The organism is Streptomyces endocoffeicus (assembly GCF_016741935.1).
GTDB lineage: Bacteria > Actinomycetota > Actinomycetes > Streptomycetales > Streptomycetaceae > Streptomyces > Streptomyces endocoffeicus.
In genome coordinates this window covers 56764-71826 of sequence record NZ_JAERRG010000019.1, presented here as the reverse complement: position 1 = coordinate 71826, position 15063 = coordinate 56764, and the positions used below count along the sequence as shown (strand labels likewise).

General features: G+C 71.6%; 12 protein-coding genes. 7 read left to right on the top strand and 5 right to left on the bottom strand.

The window, feature by feature from the left end:
* Positions 1-18 precede the first annotated feature (18 nt).
* The gene (locus tag JK364_RS35880; RefSeq protein ID WP_014060347.1) at positions 19-459 is read right to left on the bottom strand and encodes a DUF3052 domain-containing protein; all 441 of its coding nucleotides are present in this window, start codon (positions 457-459) and stop codon (positions 19-21) included.
* Positions 460-930: 471 nt separating this feature from the next.
* On the opposite strand from JK364_RS35880, the gene aceE reads away from it, so the two are divergent.
* Positions 931-3660: a pyruvate dehydrogenase (acetyl-transferring), homodimeric type gene (gene aceE, locus JK364_RS35875; protein ID WP_201855553.1), complete on the top strand. Its 2730-nt coding sequence runs from the start codon at positions 931-933 to the stop codon at positions 3658-3660.
* A 909-nt stretch (positions 3661-4569) separates the two neighbouring features.
* On the opposite strand, the gene JK364_RS35870 is transcribed toward aceE, so the two are convergent.
* Together JK364_RS35870 and JK364_RS35865 are read right to left on the bottom strand one after the other, a co-directional pair.
* On the bottom strand, positions 4570-4968 hold the full coding sequence (locus JK364_RS35870) for a peptidase inhibitor family I36 protein (protein ID WP_201855552.1): 399 nt from the start codon (positions 4966-4968) through the stop codon (positions 4570-4572).
* Between the two features lie 125 nt (positions 4969-5093).
* Positions 5094-6695 carry an MFS transporter gene (locus JK364_RS35865; protein WP_201855551.1) on the bottom strand — a complete coding sequence of 534 codons (1602 nt, stop codon included), beginning with the start codon at positions 6693-6695 and terminating at the stop codon, positions 5094-5096.
* Positions 6696-6822: 127 nt separating this feature from the next.
* On the opposite strand from JK364_RS35865, the gene JK364_RS35860 reads away from it, so the two are divergent.
* The 6 genes from JK364_RS35860 (at position 6823) to JK364_RS35835 (ending at position 13356) form a co-directional block, all read left to right on the top strand.
* Positions 6823-7488 (top strand): TetR family transcriptional regulator, encoded by a 666-nt coding sequence (locus JK364_RS35860; RefSeq protein WP_201855550.1) that lies wholly within the window; start codon positions 6823-6825, stop codon positions 7486-7488.
* A 100-nt stretch (positions 7489-7588) separates the two neighbouring features.
* Entirely contained in the window at positions 7589-8794 is a 1206-nt protein-coding gene (locus tag JK364_RS35855; protein WP_201855549.1) for an alpha/beta hydrolase, read from the top strand.
* Positions 8795-8879: 85 nt separating this feature from the next.
* Positions 8880-9896: a DUF4429 domain-containing protein gene (locus JK364_RS35850; RefSeq protein ID WP_201855548.1), complete on the top strand. Its 1017-nt coding sequence runs from the start codon at positions 8880-8882 to the stop codon at positions 9894-9896.
* Positions 9897-11300 carry a sensor histidine kinase gene (locus JK364_RS35845; RefSeq protein ID WP_201855547.1) on the top strand — a complete coding sequence of 468 codons (1404 nt, stop codon included), beginning with the start codon at positions 9897-9899 and terminating at the stop codon, positions 11298-11300. It begins immediately after the preceding gene.
* Positions 11297-11974, top strand: coding sequence for a response regulator (locus JK364_RS35840; protein ID WP_201855546.1), 678 nt, complete (start codon positions 11297-11299; stop codon positions 11972-11974). Before JK364_RS35845 ends, JK364_RS35840 begins: the two co-directional genes overlap by 4 nt.
* 170 nt (positions 11975-12144) lie before the next feature.
* Positions 12145-13356, top strand: a complete 1212-nt coding sequence (locus tag JK364_RS35835; protein ID WP_201855545.1) for an alpha/beta hydrolase — start codon at positions 12145-12147, stop codon at positions 13354-13356.
* Positions 13357-13558: 202 nt separating this feature from the next.
* Here JK364_RS35835 and JK364_RS35830 read toward each other — a convergent pair whose 3' ends face one another.
* Together JK364_RS35830 and JK364_RS35825 are read right to left on the bottom strand one after the other, a co-directional pair.
* Positions 13559-14590, bottom strand: coding sequence for an aldo/keto reductase (locus tag JK364_RS35830; RefSeq protein WP_201855544.1), 1032 nt, complete (start codon positions 14588-14590; stop codon positions 13559-13561).
* Positions 14587-15051, bottom strand: coding sequence for a MerR family transcriptional regulator (locus tag JK364_RS35825; RefSeq protein ID WP_201855543.1), 465 nt, complete (start codon positions 15049-15051; stop codon positions 14587-14589). Before JK364_RS35825 ends, JK364_RS35830 begins: the two co-directional genes overlap by 4 nt.
* Between the last annotated feature and the right edge of the window lie 12 nt (positions 15052-15063).

Sequence of the window (15063 nt, the reverse complement as noted above, 5' to 3'; positions counted from 1 at the left end):
GGTGTGGATTCGCCGGCCTCAGCGCTTGCCGCTGCGCGCGGCCTTGGGCGTGACCAGGCGGCTGCCCGTCCAGTCCTTACCCGCGTTGAAGCTCTTGGTCTGGGACAGGCCGGCAGTGGTCGCCGCCTCATTGATGTCGCTCGGCTCGACATAGCCGTCACGGCCGGTCTTGGGCGTCAGCAGCCAGACCGGTGCGCCGTCGTCGATCATCTGGATGGCGTCCACCAGCGCGTCCGTCAGATCACCGTCGTCCTCTCGGAACCACAGCACAACGGCATCGGCCACATCGTCGTACTCCTCGTCGACGAGCTCCTGGCCGGTGATCTCCTCGATGGACTCGCGGAGCTCCTGGTCGACATCGTCGTCGTAGCCGATCTCCTGGACCACCTGTTCGGGCTGAAAACCCAGCCTCGCGGCAGGGTTGGTCCGCTCCTCCGCGTGGTCCGCGGTCGCGCTCACGGATTGCCTCCTGTCATCTTGCATTCACTCTTCGAGTCTGTGCGCCCCGCGCGCGTACGCGAGGGCTTGGGCGTAGTCCACACGGGCCGGGCGGATCGCGCAAGTACCCGGCCAGCGATCCCGCCCAAACGTTGACGTGTCGCCGCAACTCCCATCATGGAGGAACGGTACGCAACGACGGGCGGCAGACCGGATTGCCCGAGGATGTCCGGCTTACGTGTGTGACTAGCCACCCTACGCCGCTCCCGGGCCGAACGGTCGTACGCAGACGACCCCGGTCGTGGGCGTAAGGTTGCGATTCGGCCGTCGCACGTGAGACGGCCGCCGAAGCGCCCGTCTCACCTGGTGATGGTTACCACTCGGTAGAGGTGACGTATCCCGTACCCGAGGTACACGATGGAGAACGGCGCGACAGCAGCAGAGCACGAATCCATGTCCGTGCACAGCACGACCGAAAAGCGAAGGAATAGCGTGGCTTCCGGATCCGATCGCAACCCGATCATCATTGGCGGCCTTCCCAGCCAGGTCCCGGACTTCGATCCCGAAGAGACCCAGGAATGGCTCGACTCGCTCGACGCAGCCGTCGATGAGCGAGGCCGGGAACGTGCCCGCTACCTGATGCTTCGCCTGATCGAGCGCGCCCGCGAGAAGCGCGTCGCCGTGCCCGAGATGCGCAGCACGGACTACGTCAACACCATCGCCACCAAGGACGAGCCGTTCTTCCCCGGCAACGAGGAGATCGAGCGCAAGGTCCTCAACGCGACCCGCTGGAACGCGGCGGTGATGGTGTCCCGGGCGCAGCGCCCGGGCATCGGGGTCGGTGGCCACATCGCCACCTTCGCCTCGTCCGCCTCACTGTACGACGTGGGCTTCAACCACTTCTTCCGTGGCAAGGACCACGACAGCGGCGACCAGATCTTCTTCCAGGGCCATGCCTCCCCCGGCATCTACGCCCGCGCCTTCCTGCTCGACCGGCTCAGCGAGGACCACCTGGACGGATTCCGTCAGGAGAAGTCCAAGCTCGGTCACGCGCTGTCCAGCTACCCGCACCCGCGGTCGATGCCGGACTTCTGGGAGTTCCCGACGGTCTCCATGGGCCTGGGCCCGCTCGGCGCGATCTTCCAGGCGCGGATGAACCGCTATATGGAGGCGCGCGGCGTGGCCGACACCTCCAGCTCCCATGTCTGGGCGTTCCTGGGCGACGGCGAGATGGACGAGCCGGAGTCGCTCGGCCAGCTCTCCCTGGCCGCCCGTGAGGGCCTGGACAACCTGACCTTCGTGGTCAACTGCAACCTCCAGCGGCTCGACGGCCCGGTGCGCGGCAACGGCAAGATCATCCAGGAGCTGGAGTCGCAGTTCCGCGGCGCCGGCTGGAACGTGATCAAGCTGGTCTGGGACCGCACCTGGGACCCGCTGCTGGCGCAGGACCGCGACGGCATCCTGGTCAACCGGCTGAACACGACGCCGGACGGTCAGTTCCAGACGTACGCGACCGAGACCGGCTCCTATATCCGCGACCACTTCTTCGGTGACGACCAGCGGCTGCGCAAGATGGTCGAGGGCATGACCGACGACCAGATCCTGCACCTGGGCCGCGGCGGTCACGACCACAAGAAGATCTACGCGGCGTACTCGGCGGCCAAGGCCCACAAGGGCCAGCCGACGGTGATCCTCGCGCAGACCGTCAAGGGCTGGACGCTCGGCCCGAACTTCGAGGGCCGCAACGCGACCCACCAGATGAAGAAGCTGACGGTCGACGACCTCAAGCGCTTCCGCGACCGGCTGCACCTGCCGATCCCGGACAAGGAGCTGGAGTCCGGCCTCCCGCCGTACTACCACCCGGGCCGGGACTCGGAGGAGATCGCGTACATGCACGACCGCCGCAAGGCGCTGGGCGGCTACGCGCCGACCCGTGTCGTGCGGGCCAAGCCGCTCAAGCTGCCGGGCGACAAGACCTACGCCACGCTGAAGAAGAGCACCGGTCAGCAGCAGATCGCCACCACCATGGCGTTCGTCCGGCTGCTGAAGGACCTGATGCGGGACAAGGAGATCGGCAAGCGGTTCGTGCCGATCGCGCCCGACGAGTACCGCACCTTCGGCATGGACTCCCTCTTCCCCTCGGCGAAGATCTACTCGCCGCTGGGCCAGATGTACGAGTCGGTCGACCGTGAGCTGCTGCTGGCCTACAAGGAGTCGCCGACCGGTCAGATGCTGCACGACGGCATCTCCGAGGCGGGCTGTACGGCCTCGCTGATCGCGGCGGGCTCCGCGTACGCCACGCATGGCGAGCCGCTGATCCCGGTCTACGTCTTCTACTCGATGTTCGGCTTCCAGCGCACCGGTGACCAGTTCTGGCAGATGGCCGACCAGCTGGCGCGCGGCTTCGTACTGGGCGCGACCGCCGGTCGTACGACCCTGACCGGTGAGGGTCTCCAGCACGCGGACGGCCACTCCCAGCTGCTGGCCTCGACCAACCCGGCGGTCGTCGCGTACGACCCGGCGTTCGGCTTCGAGATCGCCCATATCGTCCAGGACGGTCTGCGCCGGATGTACGGCGAGAACAGTGAGGACGTCTTCTACTACCTCACCGTCTACAACGAGCCGATCCAGCACCCGGCCGAGCCGGAGGGCGTGGACCGCGAGGGCATCCTCAAGGGCCTCTACCGCTACCGGCAGGCCGAGAAGGGCTCCGTACCGGCGCAGATCCTCGCCTCCGGGGTCTCGGTGCCGTGGGCGCTCGAGGCCCAGCGCATCCTGGCCGAGGACTGGAACGTCAAGGCGGACGTCTGGTCGGCCACGTCCTGGAACGAGCTGCGCCGGGACGCCATCGAGGTGGAGGAGCACAATCTGCTCCACCCGGAGGAGGAGCAGCGCGTTCCGTACGTCACCCGGAAGCTCGCGGACGTGGAGGGCCCGAAGGTGGCCGTCTCCGACTGGATGCGTGCGGTTCCCGACCAGATCGCGCGCTGGGTGCCCGGCACGTACCAGTCGCTGGGCGCGGACGGCTTCGGCTTCGCCGACACCCGCGGCGCGGCGCGGCGCTTCTTCCACATCGACGCCGAGTCGATCGTGCTCGGCGTCCTGACGGAACTGGCCCGCGACGGCAAGATCGACCGCTCGGCCCTCAAGCAGGCGATCGACCGCTACCAGCTCCTGGACGTGGCCGCGGCCGACCCGGGCCCGGCGGGCGGCGACGCGTAGCCGTCTTCGACGGCCGTAAGCCGCCCACGACGGCAGCGAACTGAACGCGGGGCGGGCTGGACCTCCAGCCCGCCCCGCGTTGTCGTGTACCCCGATGCCCTGGCGCCTGGGGCTGCGCCCCAGGCGCCAGGGGTAACGGAGGGCGGGGGCGCTGCCCCCGCCCTCCCGCCACCAGGCCCAGGGGCTCCGCCCCAGACCCACAGGCCCACAGGTCCCGGACCCGGCCCCCGGGCGTCGACCCCGGACTGCCGGACCTCCAGGACCGGGACCTCCAGGAACCGGGTCCCGGCCCCCCGGCATCGGGCCCGGACGCCTAGCCCGGACGTCAGGCCCGGGCGCCGAGCCCAGACGCCGGGCCTGGGCGCCGGGCCTGGCGCTTCGGCCGGCCCCGATGGCGGCGGAGCCGCGCCGCAACGTGGCGACCCACAGACGACGGCGGGACCGTCCGCTGCCGTCCGGCGGGACGCTTGAGGACCTGCCCGGAGGGCGCCCGGGGTCCAGGGGCGAAGCCCCTGGTTCGGGAAGGGGCGGGTCGGGGAAACATCCCGGCCACGCACCCAAGCGCCAGGATCCAGCGCGGGCCCCAGACCCACACCGGGTCCCGGCCCCCCGGCGCCGCGCCTGGGCGCCAGGCCCGGGCGCCGAGCCCAGACGCCCAGGCTTGGGCAGCGAGCTTTGGGCACCGGGCCCGACACTTCGGCCGGCCCCTATGGCGGCGGAGCCGCGTCGCAACGTGGCGACCCACAGACGACGGCGGGACCGTCCGCTGCCGTCCGTGGGACGCTCGAGGACATGCCCGGAGGGCACCCGGGGTCCAGGGGCGAAGCCCCTGGTTCGGGAAGGGGCGGGTCGGGGAACAACCCGGCCGCGCACCCAAGCGCCAGGATCCAGCGCTGGCCCCGGCCCCGGTCAGCGTTCCCAGATTTTGAAGGCGCGGACCTGGTACGGGGTTTCGGGGGCCCAGGTGCCGGTGGGGTAGGTGTGGAACTCGGCCGTCTCGGCGCATTCGCGGCTCTGATAGGCCGTCACCGGGCGCCCCGTGCGGTTCGCCAGGGACGCGGCGGTGGTGCCGGACGGCAGGGGGACGCAGCTTTCGATGTCGACGTCGGCCAGTTCATGGGTCTGGCGCGCCCCCGTGAAGCCGCCGCTCCGCCACAGGCACAGCTGCCCGGCGGCGCAGTTCCCCAGTCGCGGTGGGGCGGCGGGCCGGGCCGCCGCCGCGTCCGCCGCCGCGGCCGGGGCGAGGGTGGCGGTGAGGGTGGCGGTGAGGGCCAGCGCCGAGACGGCGGCCGTAATGATCTTGCGCATAACGCTTTCGCTCCCCGTATGAAAAGAGTGGAAAGAACAGAACGGGAGCCAGCCTGTCGCCGGCTCCCGTTCGCCACCATGGGGTCGATCAAGGTCCACCCTGATAGGGGGTTGACCGCGAGGGGTCAGATGTGGACGGCGCCCCCGGACGCATCCGCGTTCTCACCGCGCTTGGTGAAGGCCGCGACCAGGGCCGCGACCACCGAGACGACGGCGGCCACCGTGAAGGCGAGCCCCATCCCTGACACGAAGGTGTCATGCGCGACGGCCGTGATCTTGCCCGCGATCTCCGGCGGAGTGCCCTTGGGGACCGGGGCGATGCCGACCTCGACGGCGTCCGACGCCTTGGACTCCGCGCCCTCGGGCATCGGCGGCAGCCCGGCGCCGGCCCACTTCTCCGGCAGCGCGCTGTCCACCCGGCCCGCCATGACCGCGCCCAGGACGGCCGTGCCGAGGCTGCCGCCGACCTGCATCGCGGCCTGCTGGAGGCCGCCGGCGACACCGGCGTGCTGGATCGGGGCGTTGCCGACGATGACCTCGGTGGCGCCGACCATGACCGGCCCGAGGCCGAGGCCCAGCAGGGCGAACCACACGGCCATCTCGAGGCCGCCGCTGTCCGCGTCCAGTTGGGAGAGGCCGAACATCGCGACGGCGGTGATCGCCATGGCGCCGACCAGCGGCGTCCGCGGCCCGAACTTGGTGATCAGCGCACCGGCCAACGGCGAGGCGACGATCATCATCGCGGTGAGCGGCAGCAGGTGCAGCCCGCTGTCGACGGGGCTCATCCCGTGCACGTTCTGCAGATAGAAGGTGACGAAGAACAGCCCGCCCATGAAGCCGAAGGCCATCAGCAGCATCAGCACGGTGCCCGCGCTCAGCGGCACCGAGCGGAACATGCTGAGCGGCAGCAGCGGCTCCGCCGTCCGGTTCTCCCAGAAGACGAAGACGCCGAAGCAGACCGCCGCCAGGCCCAGGAAGAGCAGCGTGCGCTGGTCGGTCCAGTGCCAGTCGGCGGCGTTGATCAGCGCCCAGATGAGGCAGAACATCGCACCGGACAGCAGCACGATGCCGGGGATGTCGAAGGACCGCGGGGCCTTCTCGGCGCGGTGGTCCACCAGGAGCAGCAGACCGAGGACCACGGCCAGCACGCCGACGGGCGCGTTGATGAAGAAGACCGACTGCCAGTTGACGTGCTCGACGAGGAGCCCGCCGACGATGGGCCCGGCGGCGGTGGAGGCACCGATCACCGAGCCCCAGATGCCGATGGCCATGTTGAGCTTCTCGGCGGGGAAGGTGGCGCGCAGCAGGCCGAGCGCCGCGGGCATCAGCAGCGCGCCGCACAGGCCCTGCAGCACCCGGAACGCCACGACGAGCGACACCTCGCCGGAGATGCCGATGGCGGCCGAGGAGATGGCGAAGCCGACGACGCCGATGAGGAAGGTCTGCCGGTGGCCGAAGCGGTCACCCAGCTTGCCCGCCGTGATCAGCGCGACGGCCAGGGCCAGCAGATAGCCATTGGTGATCCACTGCACATCGGCGAGCGAGGCGCCGAGGTCCTTCTGGATGGCCGGGTTGGCGATGGCGACGATCGTGCCGTCGAGGGCGACCATCGTCACGCCGAGGGCGACGGTGAGAAGCGTCAGCCATGGATGACCCCGAAGCCCCTTCGGGGGAACGGCTATAGGAGGTTCCGGCGCCGGTTCGGCGACGGTGGTCGAAGAGGTCATGACCGGAGGCTAATGTCAGCGTCTGACAATTGACAAACCGATTCATCCGCCGGTAACTGACGTTTTGGTCACAGGTATCCTGAGCAGCCGCGACGCGGCCCCACACCGGTAGAAAGCGAGCCGATAGGTGACAACGGACGAGTCAGTGGCGGGCACGACGACGCCACCACCGGCCGGGCTGCGCGAGCGCAAGAAGCGGCGGACGCGAAGCGCCCTGGTGCGCTCCGCACTGGAGTTGTTCACCCGTCAGGGATACGAGCGGACGACGGTCGACGAGATCGCCGAGGCGGTCGAGGTCTCCCAGCGCACCTTCTTCCGGTACTTCGCCAACAAGGAGGAGGTCGCCTTCGCGAGCCAGGAGTCGGCCGAGTGCCACTTCTTCGCCGCGCTGTGCGAACGCCCCGCGGGCGAGGCGCCGCTGGCCGCGCTGCGCGGCGCGATCCTCGACGCCTGGGGGACCATCGGGGAGGCCATCGAGCAGCTGGTGCCGACCGAGCTCCATATGCGGATGTACCGGGTGATCGAGTCCACGCCGAGCCTGCTCGCGGTCCATCTGCGCCGCACCGCGGAGACGGAGGAGCGGCTGGCGCGCGAGATCGCCCGCCGCGAGGGGCTGGACATCGACGCCGATCCGCGGCCGCGGCTGCTGGTCGCGATGTTCGGCGGGGTGATCCGGGTGGCCGGGAAGCTGTGGACCGAGGGTGAGGAGGACAGCGTCGTCACATTGCGAGACCTCACCGCGTTCCATCTTGATTACGTGGGTCCCGCCCTCGCGGAGAAATGGGATAAATAGCACTAATCCCGGCATAGCTCCCAAGCATTCCTGCTTTCAAACGTGATATGAATCACGGGATTTGGCACGCGACGCCACGCTTCTCCTAGGGTGTCCCGCGGTGACTTCCTTCTCGGAGCTCGGCTCCCCCTCCCCCGGTTCCACCGCCTGGCGCGCCCTGCTCGCGCTGGCGGTGGTCTTCGTCCTCCTCGCCACGACCGGCTGGACGGCCGTACGGAGCCACAGAGGAGCCCCGGACGCGCTCTCCGCGTCGATGGACGCCTGGCGCCACGGATCGCTCGGCGGCCGCGCGCTGCCCGACCCGTACGGCTCGCCACGCGCCCTCGGCCGCTGGTTCGACTCGCTGACCAAGGCCCAGACCGACCGGGTGGTGCGGCGCTATCCGCTGGCCGTGGGCAATCTCAACGGCGCGCCGGTGGCCCTGCGCTACCGCGCCAACCGGGTCGCCCTGTTCAAGGCGCGCGCCGATGAGCGCAAGCGGATGCACGACCCCCGGCTCACCCCGATGGGCCGCTCGGACGCGACACGCCGGATGCACCGCTACGAGGACCTGCTGGGCGCCGGGCGGCAGATCTTCGCCTTCGACCCCTCGGGCGCCGGCCGGGCCGCCGAGGTCTTCGGCGACCTCGCCCACGCCAACCGGGTCTCGATCGTGGTGCCGGGCGTGGACACCGACATCCTGACGTTCCAGAAGACCGAGCGCCCGTACACCGCCACGGTCGGAATGGCCCGCGCGCTCTACGACAACGAGCGGACCGACGCCCCCGACACCAAGACGGCCGTCATCGCCTGGGCCGACTACACCACCCCGGCCGGGATCGGCATGGACGCGGCCACCGGGAAGCTGGCCGCCCAGGGCGCGGTGCGGCTGCGCGCGCTGGTGAACGCGCTGCCCGCGCTCTCCCGGGTGTCGCTGATGTGCCACAGCTACGGCTCGGTGGTGTGCGGGGTCGCCGCCCGCGATCTGCCGCCCAAGGTCACCGATATCGCGGTGGCCGGCAGCCCCGGGATGCGCGCCGGCCATGTCTCCGATCTGGGGACCAGCGCCCGGGTGTGGGCGATGCGCGACTCCGGCGACTGGATCGAGGACATTCCGCATCTGGAGTTCGGCGGGCTCGGCCACGGCGCGGACCCGGTCTCCTCGGGCTTCGGCGCCCGGGTGCTGGCCGCGGACGGGGCGGATGGACACGCCGGATACTTCGAACCGGGCACGACCAGCCTGGACAACTTCGCGCGGGTGGGAATCGGTGCTGTCCAGTCCGTGAGCTGCGGCGACGGCGACGACTGCACCGCGGGACTGCGCTGACGCCCGGCATAAACACTGGAAACTCTAGTGACGCGCGTAGCCTCAAAGGGGGACGGGCGGGCCACCGCCGCATACGATGAGCCGTATGGGTGATGTACTGGCCGGTTTTCAGACCGTCTGGGAGTTCGACACCGACTCCATGCTCATCCGCTTCGAACGGGGGATCCGCACGCCGAAGCTGCTTCAGGCGCTGGGCGAACGCCGCATCCCCTTCGAGGCGCTGTCCGGGGTGGAGCTCGCTGTGGGCAAACGCGGAACGGTGGTGCTGCGCGCCCTGCCAAGACCGGGCGCCGACCCGTTGATGGACGCCGCCGGCGGCCAGCTCAAGGAGGCGTACGACCCGTACCGCCTGGTGCTGCCGGCCGAGCGGGAGACCCTCGCCGACTACTACGCCGAGCGGATACGCGAGTCCCTCGGCCCCGAGGCGGACACCGCGGCCGAGGCACATCTGGTGACCGCGCCCGCGCCGCCGCTGTCCTTCAAGGCGTACGACGGCAAGGCGTCCTTCGACGGCAAGGACATCTCCTTCCGCTGGTTCTGGACCGGCGCCTCCTCGGAGAAGTGGAAGGTCGGGGACCAGCGCTTCCGGATCGATGAACTCACCGGTGTGGAGTGGCGTTCGCCGGAGAGCCGCGGCTCGGCGGGCACCGTCCCCAAGGAGGGCTCCGCCAAGGCCGGTGCCGCCAAAGGGGGTTCCGCCAGGTCCGCCAAGTCCGCCAAGGACGGCACGGCCAGGAACGGCACCGGCAGGGTCACCCCCAAGGGCGGTGGCCACGGCTATCTGCGACTGCTGCGGCGCTCCGCCGAGGACCAGCCCGCCGACCGCCCCGACCGGGACCCGGCGGCCGTCGTGTTCGGGATGGGCTACGGCCTCGTCCACCAGTCGCTGCCGTTCGCCGCGGCCGTCCTGGAGGCGATACGGGCCTCCTCCCCCGTGCCGTGCGCCGAGGGCGCCCCGGCCCCGAACCGGGCCACCGCCCCGCGCCGCGACCCCGCCGACATCGCCGAGCGCATCCGTCACCTGGGCGAGCTGCACACCGCCGGGCTGCTGACCGACGACGAGTTCAGCGCGAAGAAGGCAGAGCTGCTGGCGGAGCTGTAAGTGTCCGGTCCCTCCTCCGCACCGGCCGGCGAGGCGGCCGGCGCCTCATCGACCAGCGCCTCATCGACAGGCGCCTCATCGACCGCCGCCTCCTCCACCGCGCACGAGAGCCTGCCCAAGGCCGCCCGGCGGCAGGCGGGCGGCCTCGCCCGGGGCCTGGTGACCCCCAGCTATCCGGCGACGCCGCTGTTCGCCCAGTCGCCCAGGAGCTGGCTGCGCAGGGTGCCGTACGGCGTGGCGATGGTCCTCACCACGATCCTGGTCCCCACCACCGCCCAGATTCTCACCAACGACTACGGGGTGGGCGGCGGCGTCGCCACGCTGCTCGGCATCGTCCAGGGCACCCCGCTGCTGCTGTCCGTCACCCGCCCCCTCCAGGCGTGGTGGATCGTCTTCCTCTCCGACCTGGTCTGCGCCCTGGTGGTGCTCGGCACCGCGGACCACCTCGAGAACCGGGTGTGGCCCTGGCTGCCGGGCGCCATCATCGGCTATCTCTTCCTGCTGCTCGCCCTCGCGCTGCGCGAACCGCGCCGCACCCTGGTGGCGGTGTGGCTGGTCACCGGCACCGCCGGGCTGGCGCTCGGCATCGCCTTCCCGGACAAGAGCAACGGCAGCAATGTGGTGCTGTTCGTGCTCAGCGGCGTGGTGCTGCTCGTCGCCGGGGCCCTGCGCGAGCGCGGGGACGCCCAGCGGCGGCTGGCCGAGCAGGAGACGATCAGCGAGGCCGAACGGGCCCATCGCACCCTGCTGGAGGAACGCACCCGGATCGCCCGTGAGCTGCACGATGTGGTCGCCCACCACATGTCGGTGATCACCGTGCAGGCGGACAGCGCCCCGTACCGGATCGGCGGTCTGCCGTCCGAGGCGGAGCGGGAGTTCTCCACCATCGCCGCCACCGCCCGCGAGTCGCTCGCCGAAATGCGGCGGCTGCTGGGTGTGTTGCGCAGCGAGGAGACCCGCGGGGAGCGGGCGCCGCAGCCGGGGCTGCGGCAGGTGCCACAGCTGGTCGAGGCGACGGTACGGGCCGGGATACCGACCACGCTGACGATCGCGGACGACGTGGCCGAGCTCGAACCGCTGCCCCAGGCCGTGGGGCTGTCCGCGTACCGCATCGTGCAGGAGGCGCTGGCCAATGTGGTGCGGCACGCGCCGGGCGCCGCCACCCGCGTGGCCATCTCCGCCGAGGGCGGCTCGGCGCTGACCCTGCTGGTGGTCAACGGCCCGCCCGACAGCGCGCCCACCAAGCCCCTGGAGACCAGCGGCACCGGCCACGGCCTCGTCGGCATGGTCGAGCGGGTACGGCTGGTCGGCGGCATGCTCGACACCGGCCCGCTGCCCGACGGCGGCTTCCGCGTCGCGGCCCGCCTCCCCCTGGTAGACCTCGAAGAGACGGACCAGCCATGACCATCAAGGTGATCATCGTCGACGACCAGGCGATGGTGCGGGCGGGATTCGCCGCCCTGCTCGCCGCGCAGAGCGATATCGACGTCGTCGGCGAGGCGCCGGACGGGCGGGAGGGCGTGGAGGTCAGCCGCCGCAGCCACCCCGATGTGGTGCTGATGGACGTGCGGATGCCCGAGATGGACGGGCTCGAGGCGGCCCGCCGGCTGCTGGACCCGCCGCGCGGGGTCACCCACCGGCCCAAGGTCCTGATGCTCACCACCTTCGATGTGGACGACTACGTCTACGAGGCGCTGCGCGCCGGGGCCAGCGGCTTTCTGCTGAAGGACGCCCCGCCGGCCGATCTGATCTCCGCGGTCCGGGTGGTGGCGGCGGGCGAGGCGCTGCTCGCCCCGTCCGTCACCCGACGGCTGATCGCCGACTTCGCCCGCCAGCGCCCCGCCCCGCGCCGCGACGGCCCGGCGCTGCGGCGCAGCGGGCTGACGCCGCGCGAGACCGAGGTGCTGGAGCTGATCGCCCGCGGCCTGTCCAACCAGGAGATCGCCGAGTCGCTGGTGCTCGCGGAGCAGACGGTGAAGACCCACATCGGCCGGGTGCTGGCCAAGCTGGGGCTGCGCGACCGCGCCCAAGCGGTGATCTTCGCCTATGAGTCGGGCCTGGTGACACCGGGTCAATGACCCCGGCCGGGGGCCACCCAGTACTGGGGTATGACATCCCACTTGGCACCTGGGGGTGACGTACCGCCACCCGACACCTCTCTACCTTTCCCTCCGCCACCGATGGAACCCCACGGAACCACCGATGGAACCACCGACGGACCACCGACGGAAGAGGGAAAGCCGCCGCCATGTCCCAGACGCTACGCACCAGGCACTACGCACGACGCCTGATCACCGCGGCGCTCACCATCACCGTCATGGCGGGGACGGCCGGCTGGACGGTGGCCCATGAGGAGCAGGCCATCACCGGGCCGCCGCCGGGGACCGCCGCGTGGCTGGCGGACCATTCGCTGGGCGGGGCCGGGCGCGAGCTGCCCGATCCGGCCACCGCCTCGCCCGCCGGGATCGCCCGGTTCTTCGACCGGCTCACCGAGGTCCAGCGGAAGGCGCTGGTCATCCGGCACCCCGAGGTGGTGGGCAATCTGGACGGGGCGCCGCTGAGCCTGCGGTACGAGGCCAACACCCGGGCGATCCGGGCCGCCTGGCGCAAGGAGCGCGAGGCCGACCCGAAGAGCCCGCTCGCCGAGCGGTACGCGGCGCTGCTGGAGCCCGGCCGCCGGATCCTCGCCTTCGATCCGCGCGGGCGCGGCCAGGTGGCGGAGGTGTACGGGGACCTGGCGGCGGCCCGCCGCACGGCCGTGATCGTGCCCGGCTCGGACATCGACCTGGACGACTTCGACCGCACGGGCGACCCGTACGGCACCCCGGCCGGAATGGCCCGGTCGCTGCGGGCGCGGATGGCCGAGGACGCGCCCGCGACCCCGACCGCCGTCATCGCCTGGGTCGGCTATACGACCCCGGTCGGGCTGGGCCCGGACGCCGCCACCAGCCGGCTGGCCGAGGCGGGCGCACCCCGCCTGGACCGGTTCCTCGCGGGGCTCGCCGTGACCACCGCGGCCACCGCCGACGCCCCGCCCGCCGTCTTCTGCCACAGCTACGGCTCGGTGGTGTGCGGTCTCGCCGCCTCCGCGATGGACCGCGCCCGCGTCTCCGACCTGGTGGTGCTGGGCAGCCCGGGGATGCGCGCGGACAGCGCCGAGGCCTTGCGCACCGGGGCCCGGGTGTGGGCGGCGCGCGACCGCACCGACTGGATCCGGCGGGTGACCGGCTATGACTTCCTGGGTCTGGGCCATGGCGACGACCCGACGGATCCGTCCTTCGGCGCCCGGGTGGTCTCCTCCGAGAGCGCCCACGGGCACACCGGCTACTTCGCGCCGGGGACGGATTCACTGCGCAACTTCTCGCGGATCGCGCTGGGGGACTTCGACGAGGTGCGGTGCGCGGAGGAGGACGGCGGCGGTCCGGGCACGGGGCCGGACTGCCGCCAGGGCCTCGGCTGACCGCCGTCCCGCCCGGCATCTGGTGGACCCGGGTGCCGTCGGCCACCCGCCGAGCCCCGGCGCCCCGCGCTACGGCCCGACGCCCGCCATCAACACGGCGACCACGCCCCGGCCGCCCGCCCGGCGCGTCCGAGCGGTCGCGCCCGGCACCCGATGGCACCGCGTACCGGCGGCCTCCCCCACCGCGGCCCGGCGCCGCGGGCTATTCCCGGCCCGCGCTCGTCGCGCTCATATCGGCGTAGCGGGCGCCCGCCACCTGGCCCGCGATCGGTTCCAGGGCGGCCAGCTCGTCCGCGCTCAGCTCGATCCGGGTCGCGCCGGTGTTCTGCTCGATCCGGGCGCGGGTGCGGGTGCCGGGGATCGGCACCACGGCGAGCCCGTGCACCTGGGCCCGCTGCTGCACCCAGGCCAGCGCGATCTGGGCGAGCGTGGCCCCGCGCGCCTCGGCGATCTTCCGCAGCGGCTCCAGCAGCGCGGCGTTGGCGGCCGCGTTGTCGCCGGTGAAGCGGGGCTGACGGCGGCGGAAGTCGTCCTCGCCCAGCTCCTGCTCGGCCTGGACGAAGGAGCCGGTGAGGAAGCCGCGGCCGAGCGGCGAGTACGGCACGAGGGCGACGCCCAGCTCGCGGGCGGCCCCCACCACGCTCTCCTCGATGTCGCGGCTGAACAGCGACCACTCCGACTGCACCGCCGCGATGGGGTGCACCGCGTGCGCCGCGCGCAGCTCGTCCGCCGTGACCTCGCTCAGGCCGAGGTGCTTGACCTTCCCCTCGGCCACCAGCTCGGCCATGGCGCCGACGCTCTCCTCCAGCGGCACCTCGGGGTTGCGCCGGTGCATGTAGTACAGGTCGATGTGGTCCACCCCGAGGCGGCGCAGGCTGCCCTCGACGGCCTGGCGGAGGTACGGGCGGTCGTTGCGTATCCGCTGGCGGCCGTACGGGTCGCTCTCGTCGCGGTCGATGGCGAACTTGGTGGCCAGGGTGATCCGGTCCCGGTTGGCCCGGACGAAGGGGGCGATGAACTCCTCGTTCCGCCCGAAGCCGTAGACATCGGCGGTGTCGAAGAGCGTGACGCCCAGCTCCAGGGCCCGCTCCAGCGTGGCCCGCGCCTCCGCCTCGTCGTGGGTCGGTCCGTAAGCCCAGCTCATGCCCATGCAGCCCAGGCCCTGGACGCCGACCTCGGGTCCGCCGGTCCCCAGGCCGACGGTCGCGATGGTCTCGTTGGTGCTGTCGCTCATACGGGGTCAAACCTCTCCGACACCCTCCGGGCGTCAGCGTAGACATCGATCTTGAAGTCGAGGACTTCGAGCGTGCTCTGGAGTTCGGCGATCCGCTCCCGCACGTTCTCGCGATGGGTGGTCAGCAGCTCCTCACGCTCGGCGAAGGTGTGCTCGCCCTCCCGGACCAGCTCGGCGTAGCGGACCATGTCCGCGACCGGCATCCCGGTGAGCCGCAGCTTGCCGACGAGGTCGAGCCAGTCCAGGTCGCGGTTGGTGAAGCGGCGCTGGCCGGTGTGCGTACGGTCCACATGCGGCATCAGCCCGATCCGCTCGTACCAGCGCAGGGTGTGCGCCGTCAGCCCGGTGTGGGCGACGACCTCACTGATCGAGTAGCGGTCCTGCCCGGTGGGCCGGGGGTGGCCGGACCTCCCCGCGCAGTTCTTCCGCGCCTTCACCGGGGCGCTCTCCATCACGGTCATGCCGATTCACCT

Coding starts and splice junctions, on each gene's coding strand:
- JK364_RS35825 (WP_201855543.1), bottom strand. CDS start 15,051: ATGACCGTGATGGAGAGCGCCCCGGTGAAGGCGCGGAAGAACTGCGCG.
- JK364_RS35870 (WP_201855552.1), bottom strand. CDS start 4,968: ATGCGCAAGATCATTACGGCCGCCGTCTCGGCGCTGGCCCTCACCGCC.
- JK364_RS35840 (WP_201855546.1), top strand. CDS start 11,297: ATGACCATCAAGGTGATCATCGTCGACGACCAGGCGATGGTGCGGGCG.
- JK364_RS35835 (WP_201855545.1), top strand. CDS start 12,145: ATGTCCCAGACGCTACGCACCAGGCACTACGCACGACGCCTGATCACC.
- JK364_RS35865 (WP_201855551.1), bottom strand. CDS start 6,695: ATGACCTCTTCGACCACCGTCGCCGAACCGGCGCCGGAACCTCCTATA.
- JK364_RS35850 (WP_201855548.1), top strand. CDS start 8,880: ATGGGTGATGTACTGGCCGGTTTTCAGACCGTCTGGGAGTTCGACACC.
- JK364_RS35830 (WP_201855544.1), bottom strand. CDS start 14,590: ATGAGCGACAGCACCAACGAGACCATCGCGACCGTCGGCCTGGGGACC.